Here is an 18,700-nt window from a genome sequence, read left to right as displayed (position 1 = left end):
CAGGAGACCTCCATGACTTCCACCCCGCGCCGGCTGGCGCTCGCCGCCGTGGCCGCCCTGGCCCTGGCCGGCTGCGGCAGCCAGCCCCGCAGCGCCACCGGCGCGCCGTTGACCAAGCCCGACCTGGACCGCATCGCCGCGCGCCAGCACGGGCCGGTGCCGCCCGGTTTCGCCGACTTCCTCGACGGCGTCGCGCGCGACGAGCCGGCCGTCGCGCCGTTGGCCGCGCGCTACCGCGCCCAGGCGCCGCTGGACGGCGCCGGGCTGGACCAGGCCGCCCGCCTGCTCGGCCTGCACAACCGCCTGCTGAACCAGGCCGCCGTCATCGACGCGACGGCGCGCATGGTCGCGCTGCCGACCGTGCGCGGCACGCTGCCGCCGCACGAGGACCCGCAGATCCTCGCCTTCGGCCAGCTGGTCGCGGGCATGGCCGCGGACTTCGGCCTGCAGTACCGCAACGTGGACAACCGCATCTTCGAAGTCCGGCTGCCCGGCAGCGGCGCGGACGAGTTCGGCATCCTGACGCACGCCGACGTGGTGCCCGTGGTGGCTTCCGAGTGGGTGCTGGACGACGGCACCCGGCTGGACCCGTTCCGGCTCACGCGCGTGGGCGGCCTGCTGTACGGCCGCGGCAGCATCGACGACAAGGGCTCGATCGCCACCGTGCTGTACGCGATGAAGGCCGTCAGGGAGAGCGGGCTGCCGCTACAGCGCACGATCCGGCTGATGATCGAGACCACCGAGGAGACCGGCGGCGACGCCATGCGCTACTACGCCGAGCGCCATGCGCTGCCGGCCTACAACGTGGTGCTGGACAGCCGCTACCCGGCCGTCGTCGCCGAGAAGGGCACCGGTGCGCTGCGCGCCGGCTTCGCGCTGGCGCCGCGCGGGCCAGTGCCGGCCGGCGGCGCGACGATCACCGCGCTCACGGCCTCGGCCTCGGCCAACGCGATCGCGCAGACGGCCGTGGCCCGGCTGCGCGCCGACGACCCGGCCGCGCTGGCGGCGCGCCTGTCGGCGGCCGGCGCCGGCTTCGTGCGCCGCCACGAAGCCCAGGGCGGCAGGTTCGCGATCGACGTCGCGCGGCAGGCCGATGGCGTGGAGGTGAAGGTCACCGGCAGCTCCGCCCACGGCTCGCGGCCCGAGGAAGGCGTGAACCCGCTGCCGCGGCTGGCGCTGTTCCTGCAGCAAAGCGGCGTCGCGCTGGCCGACAACGGCTACGCGCAGGCCACGCGCTACATCGCCGACCTGTTCGGGCTGGACTACCTGGGCCATGCCATGGGCCTGGCCTGGCGCGACGACTTCATGGGCCCGCTGACCATGTCGCCCACGCTGGTGCGCGAGAACGCCGGCCGCGTCGAGGTCACGGCCAACGTGCGCATGCCGCGCGGCCGCACGCCCGAGGCGCTGGCCGCCGCGACGCAGGCCAAGGTGCGCGCCTGGGGTGCAGCCACCGGCATCCCGGTGGAGGTGGCGCACACCCAGGGCAACTGGATGGCGCGCGACCCGTCGGGCGCCTGGCTGGCCACGCTGTTGAACATCTTCGGCGACACCACGGGCCTGCCGGCCGCGCCGGTGTCCACGGCCGGCAGCACCACGGCCAAGCAGATGCCCAATGCGATCAACTTCGGCCCGGCCATGCCCGGCAAGAAGTACACGGCGCACAACGCCAAGGAGTACAAGGAGATCGACGATCTGGACGCCGACATGCAGATGTTCACCGAGATGCTGGTGCGCATCGGCAACCTGCCGCGGATGCAGTAGGCCGCCTCAGGCACCGGCTTCGAACACCGCGACGGCGGCGGCCAGGTCTTCCAGCGCGGTGCCGACGGCCTTGAACACCGTGCGCTCGGCCATGTCGCGGCGGCCCGCGGCCCGGCCGGCGACGAGGTCGGCCAGCGTGCCGCGCAGGTCGCCGGGGCGCAGCACGCCGCGCGCCAGCGGGCCCAGCAGGTCGCCGCTCTTCTGCAGGGCTTCCTCGGTGTCCACGTACAGCGCCGCGCCGGCGAAGCAGGCGTCGTCGGCCTCGCGCATCCCGGGCGCGAAGCTGCCGATCAGGTCCAGGTGGCTGCCCGGCGCCAGCCAGGCGCCCTCGACCACCGGCGCCGTCGCCAGCGTGGCGCAGCTGACGATGTCGGCCTGCGCGCAGGCGCGGGGCAGGTCGTCCGCGGCGGCCGCGGCGAAGCCCTCGCGCGCGAGCTGCGCGGCCAGCGCCGCGGCCTGGTCGGCGCGGCGCGCCCAGACTGTCACCTGCCGGATCGGCCGCACCGCCGCCATCGCCGCCGGCAGCAGCCGCGCCAGCCGGCCGGCGCCGACCACCAGCAGGTGGCCGGCCTGCGGGCGCGCGAGCCAGGACGCCGCCAGCGCCGAGGCCGCGGCGGTGCGGCGGGCGGTGATCGCGTCGCCGTCGATCAGCGCCAGCGGCACGCCGGTGGCCGCGTCGTGCAGCAGGTAGCTCGCATGCAGGCCCGGCAGCCCGCGGGCGGCGTTGCCGGGCGCGATGTTGATGAGCTTCACGCCGTAGTGCCGTTCGGTCCAGGCCGGCATGATCAGCGAGGCGAAGGCCGGCAGCTGGTGGGTGTGGCGCGGCGGCACGCTGCACGGCGCGGCGAAGGCGGCGCGCAGCGTCTCGACCAGGCGGGGAAAGGGCAGGGCGGCATGCACGGCCGCGGCGTCGAGGATGCGCACGGTGCCTTCAGCCTTCCGCGAGGTAGTGCTTCATCTCCACCGCTTCGCCCGGCAGCACGAAGGCGCGCACGCGCGCCTCCAGCTCGTGGTCGGCCAGCGTGTGCCGCGCCCGCTGGTGCAGGTAGTCGGCCCAGGAGGAGACGATGAAGCGCTCGACGAAGCGCGAGGGGTCGGCCAGGTCGCGGTAGACGCGCCAGAAGGTCGCGCCGTCGCGCCGCCGGTGCGCGCGCAGCAGGCTGGCGGCGTCGAGGAAGGCGGCGGTGTCCTCCGGCCGGATGCGGTAGCCGATCTCGATGGCGACGGGGCCGGCCTCGGGCGCCGGCTCCTGGGACACGTACAGCTCGTCCCAGGGCGTGGTCTGCGTGACCTCCTGCGCGTCGCCCATGCGCAGCGGGAAGGGCCGGCCCAGCAGCAGCCCGCCGGCCATGCACACGGCCGAGACGACCAGCGTGGACGTCAGCCCGGCCAGGTCGCCCATCGCCCCCCAGAACGCCGAGCCCAGCGCGAACGAGCCGAGCGCGCACAGCGTGTGCATGGCCAGCGCGCGGGCGCGCACCCACGGCGGCACGCTGGTCTGCGTGGCCGTGTTGAAGGTGGACATCACCGCCATCCAGGCCCCGCCGCCGGCCACCAGCGCCAGGTACACCACCAGCGGCCAGGGCGCGAACGCGGCGACCAGGCTGACCAGCGCATAGACCACGCAGCCCACCGCCACCAGCCGCTCCAGCCCGGCGCGCTGGCGCAGCCGGCCGATCACCAGGCCGACCAGCACCGCGCCGGCGCCCAGGCAGCCCATCAGCAGGCCGTAGCCGGCCGCGCCCAGGCCCAGCTTCTGCTGGCCGATCACCGGCAGCAGCGCCCACAGGGCGGAGCCGGCGCCGCTGTAGGCCACGGTGCGCACCAGCTGCGCCAGCACCGTCTGCGAATGCCAGGCGAAGCGCAGTGCCGCCACCATGCCGCCCCACAGCCGCTCGGCCGGCAGCCGCGAGCGCGGATGCGGCGCCGGCGGATAGCGCCGGATCGCCAGCGCCATCACCACCACGCTGACCACGGCCAGCACGAAGTTCCAGGCCCCGCCCAGGGCCGTGAACACCAGGCCCGCCAGGGCCGGGCCGACGGCGCGCGCCGCGTTGTAGGCGATGGACACGCAGGTGATGGCCTGCGGCAGTTCCTCGCGCGTGACCGAGTCGCCGACCGTGGAGTTCCAGGCCGGCGACAGCAGCGCCGTGCAGCAGCCGGCCACGAAGATCATGAACAGCAGCATGCCCGGGCCGCCGATGCCGGCCAGCAGCAGCACCGCCATCAGCGTGCCGGCGACCGCCTGCACCGCCAGCGAGGCCAGGATCAGCCGCCGCCGGTCCGCGATGTCGGCCAGCACGCCCGCCGGCAGCGAGAGCAGGAACATCGGCAGGAACACCGCCGTCTGCACCAGCGCGGCGAGGAAGGACGAGCCGGTCAGCTCCACCATCATCCAGGCCGCCGCCATGGTCTGCATGGCGTTGCCGACGAAGTAGATGCCGCCGCTGCTCCACAGCGCGCGGAACTGCCGGTAGCGCAGCGTGGCCCAGATCGAAGGGTTGTGGGGCAGGGGCGTGGCGCTCATGGCGCGCAATTGTCCATGTTGGGGCGCGCCCCTGCCCGGGGCCATCGCTTCAGTGCTGCGCCGCGGGCGCCAGGCCGGCGCGCGGCGGGCGCGTCGCGCGCAGGCCCATCCACTGCGCCTCGGCCAGCAGTACCACGGTCACGGCCTGGGCGGCCACCCAGGCCGTGCCCAGCGCCGTGACGGCGAACAGGCCGCTGGCCAGCAGCGCGACGCAGGCCGCGGCCCAGCCGAAGTTGCCGATGGCTACCAGGCCGATCAGCGTGCGGGGCGGCGTGGCGCGGCGGGCCATGGCGGCGGCGGCCGCGGCGTAGGCCAGCAGGAACAGGCCGGTGGCCAGCAGCAGGCCGCCGGGCAGGCCGGTCAGCCGGGCCAGCGCGTCGGTGAAGCCGAGCTGCAATGCGCCCGTGGCGGCGCAGGAGGCGGCGTCGACCCCCATCACGCGGGACAGGAAGCGGGGCGAGGCGAAGAGCGAGGACATCATGGCGGAACTCCTTGGATTGCACGCCCCGGGACCATCCCGTGGCGTTGGAGCGCATGGTTTGCGCGCCGGCGCCGCAAAGCCATGACCTCGCAGGTCATGGGCGCGCGGCGGGTGCCGCGCCAGAATCGGCGCCATGCCCAGCCCGTCCCATGCTCCGCGCCAGCCCGGCGCCCGCGATCCCTTCGGACTGCACCTGCGCCACTGGCGCCAGCGCCGGCGCATGAGCCAGCTGGACCTCGCGAACGAGGCCGAGATCTCCGCGCGGCACCTGAGCTGCGTGGAGACCGGCCGTGCCGCGCCCAGCCGCGAGATGGTGCTGCGCCTGGCCGAGCGGCTGGCGGTGCCGCTGCGCGAGCGCAATGCGCTGCTGGTGGCGGCCGGTTTCGCGCCGATGTACCGGCAGCGCGCGCTGGACGATCCGGCGCTGGCGGCCGCGCGGCGGGCGGTGGACCTCGTGCTCCAGGGCCACGCGCCCTATCCCGCGCTGGCGGTGGACCGGCACTGGCACCTGGTGGCGGCCAACGCCATCGTGCCGCTGCTGCTGGCCGGCGCCGCGCCCGAGCTGCTGCAGCCGCCCGTCAACGTGCTGCGGCTGTCGCTGCACCCGCGGGGCCTGGCGAGCCGCATCGCCAACCTCGCGCAGTGGCGCGGGCACCTGCTGGAGCGGCTGCAGCAGCAGGTCGCGGCCACGGGCGACGCGGTGCTGCAGGCCTTGCACGACGAGCTGATGGCCTATCCGGTGGGCGACGCCGGCCAGGCGGCCACGATGGGCGGCGGCGAGCTGGCGAGCGTGGTCGTGCCGTTCCAGCTGCGCACCGATGCGGGCGTGCTGAGCTTCATCAGCACGACGACCATCTTCGGCACGCCGGTGGACGTGACCTTGCAGGAGCTGGCGGTGGAGTCGTTCTTCCCGGCCGATGCGGCGACGGCCCAGGCGCTCGCGGCGCTGGCGCCCTGATCAGTCCAGGCTGGCCAGGTGCGCCTGCGCCGCGGCGCCGAGGGCGGCGTCGAAGGTGGCCAGCGGCGCCTTGATCTCCGCGGCCAGCCAGAGGTAGGCGGCGTCATGGGCGCTGAGCCGGTAGCGCAGCGCCAGTTCCAGCACGGGCCCGGGCTGCACGTCGTACGGCGCGATGCCCAGTTCCGCGAACGCGGCCAGGCCGTCGCGGGCGATCCCGGGCATGCCCCGCCCGTGCTTCTCGAGGGCCACGCTGGTGATTTCCGCGGCCAGCAGGTGGGGCGCGTGCAGTGTCCTGCCCTCCAGGGTGTCGCCGGCCTGCCCTCCCATGCCTCCTGGAACAGCAGGCCCGTCAGCATGCTGCAGTCGACCACCAGGGGCGGCTGCACCAGGTAGTGCGCCGGCGGCGGTTCGGCGACGTAGGGGGCCGGCGGCGGCGCGGTCACCTTCGGGCACGTCCTTGACGCAAAGGTCGGGCATTCCGGCTCCAGAATGGATGTGGTTCCATCCTGGAACCGGTGGGCCGGGCGTCAACTGCCGCCCGTGCCGACCCGGATCGGGGATCAGTATTCCCAGAACACGCGCTGCAGCTCGGCCGCGCTGAGCGGCTTGGTCAGCGCGACCATGGCCAGGATGCGGGCCTTCTGCGGGTTCAGGTCGTGCGCGACCACCCAGTCGTACTTGTCGTCGGGCTGCTCGGCGTTGCGCAGCACGAAGCCGCCGGTGTTCACGCGCGAGCTGCGGATCACCTGCACGCCGCCCTCGCGCAGCTTCTGCAGCGCCGGCACCACGCGGTTGGCCACCGAGCCGTTGCCGGTGCCGGCGTGGACGATGGCCTTGGCGCCCTTGCCGATGGCCTCGACGCTGGATGCCGGCACGTTGCCGTAGCCGTAGGCGATGTCGACCTGCGGCAGCGCCGTGATCTGGTCGATGTCGAACTCCGACTGCATGGTGTGGCGCTTGACCGGCGCGCGGAACCAGTAGTTGCGGCCTTCGACGATCATGCCCAGCGGGCCCCACTGGCTCTTGAAGGCCTCGGTCTTGATGTTGATGGCCTTGGCCACGTCGCGGCCGGTGTGGATCTCGTCGTTCATCGTGACCAGCACGCCCTTGCCCTTGGCATCCTGGCTGGCGGCCACGTTCACCGCGTCGTACAGGTTCAGCGCACCGTCGGCCGACAGGGCCGTGCCCGGGCGCATGGAGCCGACCACCACGATGGGCTTGTCGGTGTGCACCGTCAGGTGCAGGAAGTAGGCCGTCTCCTCCAGCGTGTCGGTGCCGTGGGTGACGACGATGCCGTCCACGTCGCCCTGCTTGGCCAGGGCCGACACGCGCTTGCCGAGCGTCAGCAGGTCCTCGTTCGTGAAGCTCTCCGAGGCGATCTGCAGCACCTGCTCGCCCTTGACGCTGGCGACCTTGGACAGCTCGGGCAGGCCGGCGATCAGCTTGTCCACCGGCACCTTGGCGGCGGCGTAGGTGGCGCTGTTGGCGGCCGAGGCGCCGGCGCCGGCGATCGTGCCGCCGGTGGCGAGGATGACGACGTTGGGCAGCGTCTGGGCCTGGGCGAGCACGCTGGCGGCCAGCAGGGCGGCGCCGGCGGCGAACGCGCGGAAGCGGGGGGAGAGGTACATGGGCAAGACTCCAGGGATTGGGGGAATCGCCCCCGGCGCCGTGCTGGTGCGTCGCACCGGCCGGCGGCCGGAAGGCGGCAGCCACGATACAGGAACCGTGCCGGCCTGTGGACGGATGGCGCGCCGGCCCGGCCAGAACTGTTCATTCGCCCCAAGCCAGCGCCGATGAGCCCGGCAAGACCAGATTGGACGTAGCGGACTAGGTCGCCCGGTGCTCGACGATCGCCCGCAGCACGGCGATGGCCAATTGGCGGTCGCGCAGCGACAAGGCCGCGAGGTCGTGGCGCAGCTCTTCCCATTCGTCTTCGATGCGCGGACTGGCGGTGCCTAACAGAGAGACGATGGTCACGTCGAGAGCTTCCGCGAGCGCTAGCAGGCGAATCAGCGAAGGCAGGGCTGCGCCTCGCTCGAAGCGGCTGATCGTCTCCGGATCGGTGTCGAGTTCTTCGGCAAGCTGCCCCTGCGTCAGCTGCCGCGCCAGACGGGCCTTGCGCAACGCTGCGCCGAGGCGCACGCGCAAATCATTCTCGGCGTCTTTGAACAAGCGGTTCGAGGAGGTGGCAGACATCGGCCGGAAGTGTTGACATTCAACGGCTTCTGCAGAATGATGTAAAAAGTTGACTAACTACAAATAATGTTGACTATGGTGTGAATCTGCCAATCGAATGCGCGGCTTTGATGGTGTGCGCGGCCAAAGGCAACTCAGGTGGCTGCAAGAGGAGTCAAGGCGCATCTCTTGGGCCGTGGATGACCACTGTCGGCGTGCCCGAGGTTTCTCCCATCAGTGGCAGGAGGAAGAAATGCTAAGAAGAACGGTACTGGCCGGCTCCTTGCTCGCAGGTGCGGCTTTGTTCTCGGTGGCCGCCTCGGCCGAGGAACTGAAGAACCAGATTGCCTCTGAAGTGAAGACTGGCACGACGAGGCCGGATGGACGCAGACGGTCCAAGGATTCGGATTGGACGGTTTGGAAAGTCCCGGAGAGCTACGTCATCAACAAGGACAAGACCACAGTTCAAGTCGTTTCCGCATACGGGTCGGAGCACAGTTACCAGATCGAGTACGGCGACGATGTGGAAATCATTCCCGATACCGGCATCAAACAGCCAACGACTATCCGCGTGAAGACGCATGCACGAAGCGCCAAAGGCCCCTATGGGGGCGCTGGGTCGATGAAGATTCTCGTGGACGTCTACTACGTCAAATACAAGTAGCCGTGGCACGGCGCGTGCGACCGACTTGGTCTCTGCGCTGACGGTCGCCCAGGCTGGCATGCAAATAAATGTTGTGCGGGCTACCGGCTCCGGCCGTGCCGGACGGGGCCGGCGCCCTACATCGACGCTTCGAGCATCGCGCGGTAGTCCTCGCGCGTGGCCAGGCGCGGGTTGGTCTGGTGGCAATGGTCGGCCAGGGCACCGTCGATGATGCGGTCGAACAGCGCGGGGGTCACGCCGACCTCGGCCAGGCCCTTGGGCAGGCCCAGCCGCGCGTTCATGTCGCGGATCGCCTCGCCGATGTCGCCGGGCTGGTCCAGGTGCATGGCGCGGGCCATGCGCTGCAGCCGCTGCTCGCGTTGCACCGAGTCGGCGCCGGCGTTGAAGGCCACGACGGCCGGCAGGAACAGCGCGTTCAGCGTGCCGTGGTGCAGCCGCGGGTCCACGCCGCCCAGGCTGTGCGACAGGCTGTGCACGCAGCCCAGGCCCTTCTGGAAGGCCATCGCGCCCTGCATCGAGGCGCTCATCATGTGCAGCCGCGCATCGCGGTCGCCGCCGTCCGCGGTGGCGCGCTCGATGTGGGCCCAGGCGCGCTCCAGCCCGTCCAGCGCGATGCCGTCGGCCGGCGGGTTGAAGGCGGCGGACATGAAGGTCTCCATGCAGTGCGCGATCGCGTCCATGCCGGTGGCGGCGGTCAGCCGCGGCGGCAGGCCGAGCGTCAGCTCGGGGTCGCAGATCGCGGCCTTGGGCAGCAGCGACCAGCTGTGGAAGCCGAGCTTGCGGCCGTCGTCCACGATGACGATGGCGCCGCGCGCCACCTCGCTGCCGGTGCCGCTGGTGGTGGGCACGGCGATCAGCGGCGCCACCGCGCCGGTGATGCGCGGCGAGCCGCCCTCGATGGTGGCGTAGCGCGCGAGCGGCCCCTCGTGCGTGGCGGCGATGGCCACGCCCTTGGCGCAGTCGATCGAGGAGCCGCCGCCGACGGCGACCAGGCCATCGCAGCCGCCCTCGCGGTACAGCGCCGCGGCCGCGCGCACCGCGGCCTCGGTCGGGTTCGGCGGGGTGGCGTCGAACACCTGCGCCGGCAGGCCGCCGAGTGCGTCCAGCGCCCGCTGCAGGATGCCGGCCGCGCGCACGCCGGCGTCGGTCACGACCAGCGGACGGGCGATGCCGATGCGCCGGCATTCGTCGGCCAGCAGGCCGATGGCGCCGAAGTCGAACTGGATCTGGGTCAGGTACTGGATCAGGGCCATGGGGGCGTTGGACGGGCGGATGGAACGGCCGGCCAATCTAGCAGAAGGCGGTGGCCAGAAGCGGTGAGGGCATCGATCGCGCCGACGGCGGGGTGTGCCGGGCCGCAGGCGTACGCGCAGGCCGCCGTCCTGGCTCGTGTGGTGCCGGGGCAAGGACTGCAACGCTCGCACGGGAGCCGTTCCCCGGCCCGAAGGGCGGGGCCCCGGGCATGGGCGTTGGCGACGCGCGTGAACGCTCGTCGAAAGCCTCGCGTGGCCGTGGGGGATGCGTTCGCGGCTTCTCAGGCGACGCGCTGGAACCACAGCAGCGACAGCAGCGCCGCGCCGGCGAGCAGCAGCAGGGCGGCCAGCGCCAGCGGGGCCGACAGCTCGGTCTCGCGCACCTGCACCCGCATGCGCGCGCCCATCTGCTCGTAGACCTGCACCAGGCTTTCGGCGCTGGCGGCGCGGAAGTATTCGCCGTGCGTCAGCGCCGTCACCTCGCGCAGCGTGTCTTCGTCCGGCTGCAGCAGGGCGGACCAGTTGTCCTCCCCGCCGGCGTCCGGCTGCCGGGTGCCCAGGCCCACCGCGTGGATGCGCACGCCGTGCCGCGCCGCCAGGCCGGCGGCATCGAGCGGGTGCACGCCGAAGTTGCTGCGGCCGTCGGTCAGCAGGACGATGGTCGCCTGGCTGTCCGTGTGCGGCTGCGGCGCCGCCGCCGTGGCGGCTGCGGCGGGGCGTGCGGTCGCGGGCCGGGCCGCCAGCGGCGTGTCCAGTGCGTCGCCCACGTCGATCGAGGCGCCGGGCAGCAGCTCGGCCAGCGCCACCGCGATGCCGCTGCCCACGGCCGTGCCGCGTTCCAGCTGCAGCCGGTCGATGGCGGCCAGCAGGTCCTCGCGGCTGTAGGTCGGCGGCTGCACCACCTCGGCGCTGGCGGAAAAGCCGACCACGCCCACGCGCACGCCGGCGGGCAGCCGGCGCACGAAGGCCTTGGCCGCCTCGCGCGCGGCGTCCAGCCGGCTGGGCTGGATGTCGTCGGCCTGCATGCTGAGCGAGACGTCCACCGCCAGCATCACGGTGGCCTGCTCGGTCGGCAGCGGCAGCGCCGCCTGCGGGCGCGCCGCCGCCAGCAGCAGCACCGCCAGCGCCGCCAGCAGCAGCGCCGGCGGCACGTGCCGCCGCCAGGCCGGATGGCGCGGCGCGGCCTGGCGCACCAGGGCCAGGCTGGCGTAGCGCAGTACCGGCTGGCGGCGCCGGCGCAGCAGCCACAGGTAGGCCAGCATCAGCAGCGGAATGGCCCACAGCAGCCACAACAGCTGCGGCCAGAGGAAATGCGGTGGCGTCGTCATGGCGGACTCCCTAGGGATTACCCGTAGAGCCAAGCAAAAATCCTGCCGAACGGCCCGAACGGCCCGCCGCCCGGTCACGCCGTTTCGCCCGGCATCCCATGGGCCGCCCGCGCGGCCGGCGCTACGATGCGTGCGCCAAAACCACCGGGAGACACCTGTGCGCCAATCCCTCACCCTTTCCGCCGCCGTGCTGGCCTGCTGCATGGCGGCAGGCGCCGCCGGCGCGGCCTGCCTGAGCGACGCCGAGGTCGCGGCGCTGGCCGACGCCATCGCCGCGAAAACGCCCGCCGCCACGCCCGAAGGCCTGGACGATGCCGACGCCGCCTGTACCCGCGCCAAGCTGAACCGGCGGCTGGCGGCGCACCACGGCGCCGTGGCCGGCTACAAGGCGGGCCTGACCAACCCGGCGGTGCAGAAGCGCTTCGGCACCGACAAGCCGGTCTGGGGCGTGCTGTACGCCGACATGCTGCTGGACAGCGGCGCCACGGTCGACCCGGCCTTCGGCGCCCGCCCGCTGTACGAGGCCGACCTGCTGGTGCGCGTGAAGAGCACGGCCGTCAACCGCGCCCGGACGCCGGCCGAGGTGCTGGCCGCCATCGACCAGATCATCCCGTTCATCGAGCTGCCCGACCTGGCCGTGCAGGCCCCGCCCAAGCTGAACGGCGCCGGCGTGGCGGCGATCAACGTCGGCGCGCGGCTGGGCGTGAAGGGCCAGCCGATCGCGGTGCCGGCCGACGCGGCGGCGCAGGCCGCGCTGCTGGACGCCCTGCGCGACATGACGGTGCGGCTGACCGCCCAGGACGGCGCGGAGCTCGCGCGCGGCAAGGGCGCGGACATCCTGGAGCATCCGCTGAATGCCGTGGTCTGGCTGGCCGGTGCGCTGGCGGCCGAGGGCCTGGCGCTGCAGCCGGGGCAGGTGGTCAGCCTGGGCTCGTTCTCGCCGCTGTTGCCGCCCAAGCCGGGTCTGGCTGTCACGCTGCACTACGACGGCCTGCCGGGCGCGCAGCCGGTGGTGCTGCGGTTCGCGGAGAAGTAGCGGGCGACGCCGATGCGCCGCGGCGCGCGATGCGCCACGCCCTGCAGTGCAGGGTGCTGACCTGGGCGGCTGCGTTCGCACGGGCAGGCAGCCGGCCAAGGCGTGGGGCAGCACCAGGGCTGTGCGGCCGTGTGGCCGGAGAGCCCGAGACAACGCGCAGGGTTTTCACAGCCTTCCGTGCCGGTGCGGCGGCTGCCGGCCGGAATCTGCCTGCCCGGTCGCGCGGCGCGCCACGCGTACAGTCGGAGGACATGCATCACGAGCTGACGACGTTCCGGCTGCTCCTTCGGCAATGGGTCGATGGCGATCTGGCGCCGTTTCGCGCGATGAGCGCCGACGCCGAGGTGATGCGCTACTTCCCTTCGACCTTGAGTCCGCAGGAGAGCGACGCCATGGCGGAACGATGCCGAGCGCTCATCGCGGAGCGCGGCTGGGGCTTCTGGGCGGCGGAGAAGGCCAGTACGGGCCAGTTCATCGGATTCATTGGTCTGCATGTTCCCGCCGCCAGGTTGCCCTGTTCGCCGTGCGTCGAAGTCGGCTGGCGGTTGGCGAAGGACCACTGGGGCCAAGGCCTGGCGACGGAAGGCGCCCGAGCCTGCCTCGGGTTCGCGTTTGCGGAACTGAAGCTCGCTGAAGTCGTGGCGTTCACATCAGTCGACAACCACCGTTCCGAGGCCGTCATGCGGCGCTTGGGAATGACGCGGGACGCCGCCACGTTTCGCCATCCCGCTCTCCCTGGGAATCACCGACTGTCCGAGCACTGCTTGTACAGGGTTCGCGCGGGACGCGCGAGCCAGGTTTGAAGCGCGTCCGCCCGGGGCGTGGCGGACGCTGGCCTTCGCCCGGGCCCCACAGCGCCAGCATGCCGATGGTGGAGCCCGCGGCGTGGCGGCGGTGCCGGCCGGCGTCGCAATGCCGGTCGCGGGCGGTCTGCGCGGGGCCGATGATCCGCGGTGCGCGGAGCAGCCGTCGCCCGGCCGGCGTCAGCCGGCGCGCAGCCGCCGCTCCAGCCACAGGCTGTAGCGCGACAGGCCGAAGCACATGCACCAGTAGAGCAGGGCGATGAACAGGTAGCCCTCCAGGTAGAACGGCCGCCAGGCCGGGTCGCCGCCCAGCGCCAGGCCGAGCGCGCCGGTCAGTTCGAACAGGCCGACCACGGTGACCAGCGAGGTGTCCTTCAGCGTGCCGACGACGTTGTTGGTCAGCGCCGGCACCACCATGCGCAGCGCCTGCGGCAGCACGATGTCGCGCTGCACCGCCCAGCGCCCGAAGCCCAGCGCCATGGCCGCCTCGACCTGCCCGCGCGGCACCGCCTGCAGGCCGCCGCGGATGATCTCCGCCAGGTAGGCCGCGACGAACAGCGCCAGTCCGGCCAGCACGCGCAGCAGCACGTCCGGCTTCCAGCCGGCCGGCCACAGCAGCGGCACCAGGTAGGAGGCCATGAACAGCACCGAGATCAGCGGCACGCCGCGCACCAGCTCCACGTAGCCGGCCGCCAATGCGCGCGCCACCGGCGACGACGAGCGGCGCGCCAGCGCCAGCAGCAGCGCCAGCGGGAAGGCCAGCGCCAGCCCGACCACCGCCAGCGCGATGGTCAGCGGCAGCCCGCCCCACTGGCCGGTGGGCACGAGGGCCAGGCCGGCCACGCCGCCGCGCATCAGCAGCACGCAGGCCGCCAGCGCCGCGGCCCACAGCGGCGCCAGCCACCAGCGCCAGCAGCGCGGCCAGGCGCTGGCCAGCGCGGCCGACGACAGCAGCGCGACCGCGACCGCCGGCCGCCACTGCTCGGCATACGGGTAGCGGCCGAACAGCAGCGGCCGCCATTTCTCGGCGACGACGCCCCAGCAGGCGCCGCCGATGGCGGCGCGGCAGGCCTCGGCATCCGGGCGGAACACGGCGCGCAGCAGCGCCCAGTCCAGCGCGTGCCACAGCGCCCAGCCCAGCCCGCCGAGCAGCGCCAGCGACAGCGCCGCGCGCAGCGGCGTGCCGAACAGCTCCGCGCGCCAGCCGCCCGCCGTCACCGCCAGCCCCGCAGCGCGACGCGCGCGTTGTAGACATTCATCGCGGCCGAGATCGCCAGCGACAGCAGCAGGTACACCGCCATGACGATGGCGATGCACTCGAAGGCCTTGCCGGTCGCGTTCAGCGAGGTGTTGGCGACCGAGACCAGCTCGGGGTAGCCCACCGCCACCGCCAGCGAGGAATTCTTGGTCAGGCTCAGCAGCTGGTTGGTCAGCGCCGGCACGATCACGCGCAGCGCCTGCGGCAGTACCACGAGCCGCAGCTGCTGCCCGCCGGTGAGGCCCAGCGCCTGCGCCGCCAGCTTCTGGCCCGCCGGCACCGACTGCACGCCGGCGCGCACGATCTCGGCCACGAAGGCCGCGCTGTACAGCCCCAGGCCGAACACGATGGCCAGGTACTCCGGGCTCAGCGCGGCACCGCCGGCGACGCCGAAGGCGGTCGTCTCGGGCCATTCCAGCCGCGCCGGCCACGCGCCGCCTTCCCACACCGGCCACGGCAGCGACAGCCCGTTCTTGCTGAGCCAGCAGCCGGGCAGCAGCTCGACCGGGGCGCTGGAGTCCGGCAGCAGGTGCGTCAGCGCGAAGTACAGCATCAGCAGCTGCACCAGCAGCGGCACGTTGCGCAGCGCCTCCACGTAGGCGGTGCACACGGCGCGCACCAGCAGGTGCGGCGCCAGCCGGCCGATGCCCAGCAGCGTGCCCAGGCCCACGGCCAGCAGCGCGGCCGGCACGGCGGCGCGCACGGTGTTGAGCACGCCCATGGCGAAGGCGCGCGCGTAGGACTGGCCGGAGTCGAAATCCAGCCAGCCCTCGGAGATGCCGAAGCCCGCCGGCTGCGCCAGGAAGCCGAACTGCGCCTGCAGCCAGCCCCACAGCGGCGACAGCGGCGCCGCACCGCGCAGCAGCCACAGCGCGGCGCCGGCCAGCGCGAGCGCCAGCAGCACCCACAGCGCGGCCGGCACGGCCGACCGGGGCTCCCTCATGCCGGCACCCGCCGTGCGATGGGACACGTGTTCCCGGTGGCCAAGGTCTACAGGCCGCGGCAGCCGGGGCCGCGGAGCAGGCCCGGCGAGGGCACCCGCGGAACCGGCTCCGCCGGACGGCAGGCGTGCCTTGCAGGCCGCAGCGGCCCCTGAGGGGGCGCCTCGTCGGGCCGTCCAGGCCTGCGCAGGCAGGCGTGGAGCCGCGGCCCTCCGCCCCCTGGAGGGGGGTGGCGCAGCGCGCGGCGCGCAGACCGGGGGTGCTTCATTTCACCGGCAGGGCGTAGAGCAGGCCGCCCTTGTTCCACAGGTTGTTGGCGCCGCGCGGCAGCTTCAGCGTCGACTTGGCGCCGACGTTGCGCTCGAACATCTCGCCGTAGTTGCCCACGGCCTTGATCGCGCGGTAGGACCAGTCCTTGTCCAGCCCCAGCAGCTTGCCCAGGTCGTCGCCGGTGCCGAGCAGGCGCTGCTGGGCCGGGTCCTTGCTGTCGGCCCGGAGCGGGTCGACGTTGGCCTGGGTGATGCCCAGTTCCTCGGCCTCGATCAGCGCGTTGGGCACCCACTTGGCGATGGCGAACCACTCGTCGTCGCCGCGCTTGACGGCCGGCGCCAGCGGTTCCTTGGAGATCAGCTCGGGCAGGATGACGTAGTCGTCGGGGTTCGGCGCCTCCTTGTTGCGCAGGCCGGCGAGCGCCGAGGTGTCGGTGGTGAAGGCCTGGCAGCGGCCGGAGAAGAAGGCCTTGAACGAGGCCTCGAAGCTCTCGAACACCACGGTCTTGACCGGCACGCCCTGGGCCTTGGACCACTCGGCCACGTTGCGCTCGTTGGTGGTGCCGGCCTGGGTGCAGACGGTCGCGCCCTTGAGCTGCTTCGCGCTCGTGACCTTGAGCTTCTTGGGCACCAGGAAGCCCTGGCCGTCGTAGTAGTTGATGGTGGTGAACGACAGGCCCAGCGAGGCGTCGCGCGTCAGGTTCCAGGTGGTGTTGCGCGCCAGGATGTCGACCTCGCCGGCCTGCAGCGCGGCGAAGCGCTGCTGCGCGTTCAGCGGCACGAACTCGACCTTCGCCGCGTCGCCCAGCACGGCGGCGGCGATGGCGCGGCAGCTGTCCACGTCCAGGCCGGACCAGTGGCCCTGGGTGTCGGGCGCGGAGAAGCCGGCCACGCCGTTGGTCACGCCGCACTTGACGCTGCCGCGCTGCTTCACCGCGTCCAGGGTCTTGCCGGCGTGGGCCGGGGCCGCGGCCAGGCCGGCCGCCAGGAGCAGGGCGCTGGCGGCCAGCGCCAGGGGAGGGTTCTTGCGCATGTGGATTCCTCGTCGGATGGAACAGGCCGGCGACGATGCCGGCCGCAGGCGCGGCAGTCTACGCGGCCTGTCCGTCCGATGCTGCAGGAGCCTCCTGCGCGCGCGGCGCCGCCGGCGTGGGCGGCCGCCGCGTCCGGGCGCCCGGCGGGCGCCGCAAGACCGTCAGCCCAGGCGGGGTTGCTTGGGGGCGGCCGTCAGGTAGCCGACGGCGGAACTGGCCTTGTCGTTGTAGCGCGCGTCGATGATGGCGTCGACCTCGGCCTTCAGCGCCGGGTCCAGCGCGGGGAAGCGGTTCCACTCGTCGCCGGCATGCTGGAAGTTGCTCATGATGTAGGTCCAGCCGTTGATCTCGTCGACGGCGTGCAGGCCGGTGGATTCGGCGCCCGCCGGGCACGACAGGATGCGCTCAAGCTTCTTCGTGTCGACGTTGTAGGCCCACAGGAAGTTGTTCAGGTGGTTGCCGCTGTCCTCGCCGATGAACAGCGTGCGCAGCTTCTCGGAGAACTTGAGGTTGTCGGGGCTGGCGATGTTGTCCGGGTCGGCGGTGTTGCCCAGGCCGTCGGCGCTGATGTCCCGGCCCCTGAGCAGCAGGCGCGACTGCGTCGGCACCCATTCGCTGTCGATCGCGCCGCCGTCGCTGTCCTTCTGGCCGGCGCCCAGGTCGTGGGCCACCACGCCGCCGGCGACGATCTTCGGGAACGTCACGTTGTTCGCCTCCACGTAGCCGGACGCGCCGGCGACCATGGAGTCCTGGATGTTGGCGAGCGCGGAGTAGGCGACCTTGTCCTTCGCGTTGACGGTCGTGCCTTCCATCTTGGTGAAGGCCATGCTGCCGCCCTTGAGCGCGGCGTAGCGGTGCGTCTCCAGGAACGCCGCGGCCTTCTCCTGGCCGGCCTTCACGCGCACCCAGGCCGCCGTCTTGTTCAGGGTGATCTTCGTGTAGCTGGCGTCGCCCGGATCGGTCTTGGTCGAGTCCATGATGTCCGTCGGCCTGATCTTCGCGACGTTCACCAGGTCGTCGATCTCCTGGCTGGTGGCGTGGCCCAGCCGGATCCACTGGATCCGCGCGGTCGAGGTGTCGGTCAGCCGGTCGACGTACTTGGCCACGTACAGCGCGCCGGCGGACAGGTCGTTCTTGCGGTCGGCCACGAACATGAACAGGCCGCCGTTGGTGTAGTCGTCGCCCATCAGCGCGGTGCGGCCGTCGGGCATCACCTGGATCAGCTCGTGCGAGATGCGGCCCAGGCAGTAGTGCTTCCTGATGCTGCCGGTGCCGTCGGCGTTCACCGTCACTTCCGGCAGGTGGCCGTAGTTGTAGGGGTTGGCCGTCGCTTCGTCGCCGAACATGCTCTTGCTGAAGGCCTTCAGCGTGGCCAGCGACTGGCCGCCCAGGCCCTGGTCGAAGGCGTCGGGCTCGTACTCCTCGCTCGACAGGTGCGTGCCCCAGGGCGACAGGCTGGCGCCGCAGGTGATCCACAGGCCGTGGACCCGGGAGGTATCGACGTTGTGGTACTTGATCAGCGACAGGTGGCCCGTCTCGGGATCCTGGTCCAGCGTCAGCACGGCGATCGGCGAGGGCAGCGTGCCGTAGGTGCTGGCGCCCGACTGGTCCGCCGTGTTGTATTCGAACTGCACCACGGCGAACACCGGCTTGCCCTTCACGCCGTCGACCTTGGCGTTGGGGACCGTCAGCAGCGAGCTGCCGTCCGGGCTGTCGGAGAAGAACTGGCGCTCCTTGCCCGGGACGCTGCGGTCGATGATGGGGTTGTTGGCGCTGTCGTAGTAGCCGCCGGCGATGACCGTGCCGCCGCGGCCGTCGGGCACCGCCTGGCCGGTCAGGAAGAAGGGCTGGTAGGCCAGCTGGTAGGTCTGGCTGCTGCCGTCGTCGAAGTTGACCTGGAGGCTGGAGCCGACCGTGGTGGTGGCCAGCGCCTCGGGATGGGCGGCGCCGGGCGCGGCCATGCCGATGAACGCGGCGGACACGAACGCCGGTTCGGCGTCGTCGCCACCGCCGCAGGCGGTCAGCGTGGAGGCGGCGAGCAGGCCGCCCGTACCGAGCGGCAGCATGGGAGCGCCGGCGATCATCTTGAGAAGGCGGCGGCGGGACGTGGTGGGCGAATTCGACATCGTGCGGGGAGGGCCTCGCGGGGCCTGCTGGTTGTTGCGGATCACGGACCGCTGCCGCACGGCTGCGGCAGGGCCCCGCGGCG

General features: G+C 72.6%; 17 protein-coding genes. 5 read left to right on the top strand and 12 right to left on the bottom strand.

What is annotated here, in order from left to right; translation table 11 throughout:
• Positions 1–12 precede the first annotated feature (12 nt).
• Positions 13–1,764, top strand: coding sequence for a dipeptidase (locus QM782_RS23325; protein WP_415205247.1), 1,752 nt, complete (start codon positions 13–15; stop codon positions 1,762–1,764).
• A gap of 6 nt (positions 1,765–1,770) precedes the next feature.
• Here QM782_RS23325 and QM782_RS23320 read toward each other — a convergent pair whose 3' ends face one another.
• Genes QM782_RS23320 through QM782_RS23310 form a run of 3 tightly spaced genes read right to left on the bottom strand, consistent with a single transcriptional unit; the run spans position 1,771 to position 4,772 of the window.
• A complete protein-coding gene (locus tag QM782_RS23320) occupies positions 1,771–2,688 on the bottom strand; it encodes an ornithine cyclodeaminase family protein (protein WP_415205246.1) in 918 nt (305 codons plus the stop codon).
• Between the two features lie 7 nt (positions 2,689–2,695).
• On the bottom strand, positions 2,696–4,291 hold the full coding sequence (locus QM782_RS23315; RefSeq protein WP_415205245.1) for an MFS transporter: 1,596 nt from the start codon (positions 4,289–4,291) through the stop codon (positions 2,696–2,698).
• A 49-nt stretch (positions 4,292–4,340) separates the two neighbouring features.
• Positions 4,341–4,772, bottom strand: coding sequence for a hypothetical protein (locus QM782_RS23310; RefSeq protein WP_415205244.1), 432 nt, complete (start codon positions 4,770–4,772; stop codon positions 4,341–4,343).
• 133 nt (positions 4,773–4,905) lie between these two features.
• Between QM782_RS23310 and QM782_RS23305 the strand changes: the two genes are divergently transcribed.
• On the top strand, positions 4,906–5,730 hold the full coding sequence (locus tag QM782_RS23305) for a helix-turn-helix domain-containing protein (protein ID WP_415205243.1): 825 nt from the start codon (positions 4,906–4,908) through the stop codon (positions 5,728–5,730).
• Here QM782_RS23305 and QM782_RS23300 read toward each other — a convergent pair whose 3' ends face one another.
• From QM782_RS23300 to QM782_RS23290, 3 genes are all read right to left on the bottom strand, one after another.
• Complete coding sequence (locus QM782_RS23300; protein WP_415205242.1) at positions 5,731–6,057, bottom strand: type II toxin-antitoxin system VapC family toxin; 327 nt, start codon at positions 6,055–6,057, stop codon at positions 5,731–5,733.
• Positions 6,058–6,290: 233 nt separating this feature from the next.
• On the bottom strand, positions 6,291–7,358 hold the full coding sequence (locus QM782_RS23295) for a type II asparaginase (RefSeq protein ID WP_415205241.1): 1,068 nt from the start codon (positions 7,356–7,358) through the stop codon (positions 6,291–6,293).
• Between the two features lie 199 nt (positions 7,359–7,557).
• Positions 7,558–7,926 (bottom strand): helix-turn-helix domain-containing protein, encoded by a 369-nt coding sequence (locus tag QM782_RS23290; protein ID WP_415205240.1) that lies wholly within the window; start codon positions 7,924–7,926, stop codon positions 7,558–7,560.
• A gap of 97 nt (positions 7,927–8,023) precedes the next feature.
• On the opposite strand from QM782_RS23290, the gene QM782_RS23285 reads away from it, so the two are divergent.
• Complete coding sequence (locus tag QM782_RS23285; protein ID WP_415205239.1) at positions 8,024–8,569, top strand: hypothetical protein; 546 nt, start codon at positions 8,024–8,026, stop codon at positions 8,567–8,569.
• Positions 8,570–8,685: 116 nt separating this feature from the next.
• On the opposite strand, the gene QM782_RS23280 is transcribed toward QM782_RS23285, so the two are convergent.
• Positions 8,686–9,822, bottom strand: coding sequence for an iron-containing alcohol dehydrogenase (locus QM782_RS23280; protein ID WP_415205238.1), 1,137 nt, complete (start codon positions 9,820–9,822; stop codon positions 8,686–8,688).
• A 281-nt stretch (positions 9,823–10,103) separates the two neighbouring features.
• On the bottom strand, positions 10,104–11,150 hold the full coding sequence (locus QM782_RS23275; protein ID WP_415205237.1) for a VWA domain-containing protein: 1,047 nt from the start codon (positions 11,148–11,150) through the stop codon (positions 10,104–10,106).
• A 202-nt stretch (positions 11,151–11,352) separates the two neighbouring features.
• Here QM782_RS23275 and QM782_RS23270 point away from each other — a divergent pair, with 202 nt between their 5' ends.
• A complete protein-coding gene (locus tag QM782_RS23270; protein WP_415205712.1) occupies positions 11,353–12,186 on the top strand; it encodes a 2-keto-4-pentenoate hydratase in 834 nt (277 codons plus the stop codon).
• A 251-nt stretch (positions 12,187–12,437) separates the two neighbouring features.
• Positions 12,438–12,989 (top strand): GNAT family N-acetyltransferase, encoded by a 552-nt coding sequence (locus QM782_RS23265; RefSeq protein WP_415205236.1) that lies wholly within the window; start codon positions 12,438–12,440, stop codon positions 12,987–12,989.
• Between the two features lie 180 nt (positions 12,990–13,169).
• On the opposite strand, the gene QM782_RS23260 is transcribed toward QM782_RS23265, so the two are convergent.
• The 4 genes from QM782_RS23260 to QM782_RS23245 form a co-directional block, all read right to left on the bottom strand.
• A complete protein-coding gene (locus QM782_RS23260) occupies positions 13,170–14,207 on the bottom strand; it encodes an amino acid ABC transporter permease (RefSeq protein ID WP_415205235.1) in 1,038 nt (345 codons plus the stop codon).
• Positions 14,204–15,190, bottom strand: coding sequence for an ABC transporter permease subunit (locus QM782_RS23255; protein WP_415205234.1), 987 nt, complete (start codon positions 15,188–15,190; stop codon positions 14,204–14,206). Before QM782_RS23255 ends, QM782_RS23260 begins: the two co-directional genes overlap by 4 nt.
• A gap of 262 nt (positions 15,191–15,452) precedes the next feature.
• Positions 15,453–16,490 (bottom strand): amino acid ABC transporter substrate-binding protein, encoded by a 1,038-nt coding sequence (locus tag QM782_RS23250; protein WP_415205233.1) that lies wholly within the window; start codon positions 16,488–16,490, stop codon positions 15,453–15,455.
• Positions 16,491–16,652: 162 nt separating this feature from the next.
• Positions 16,653–18,617 (bottom strand): PhoX family protein, encoded by a 1,965-nt coding sequence (locus QM782_RS23245; RefSeq protein WP_415205232.1) that lies wholly within the window; start codon positions 18,615–18,617, stop codon positions 16,653–16,655.
• Positions 18,618–18,700 lie beyond the last annotated feature (83 nt).

The organism is Pseudorhodoferax sp. (assembly GCF_047601025.1).
Classification (GTDB): domain Bacteria; phylum Pseudomonadota; class Gammaproteobacteria; order Burkholderiales; family Burkholderiaceae_C; genus Pseudorhodoferax.
Note: the sequence above shows the minus strand (reverse complement) of the source record. Positions and strands in the feature narration are given on the sequence as shown.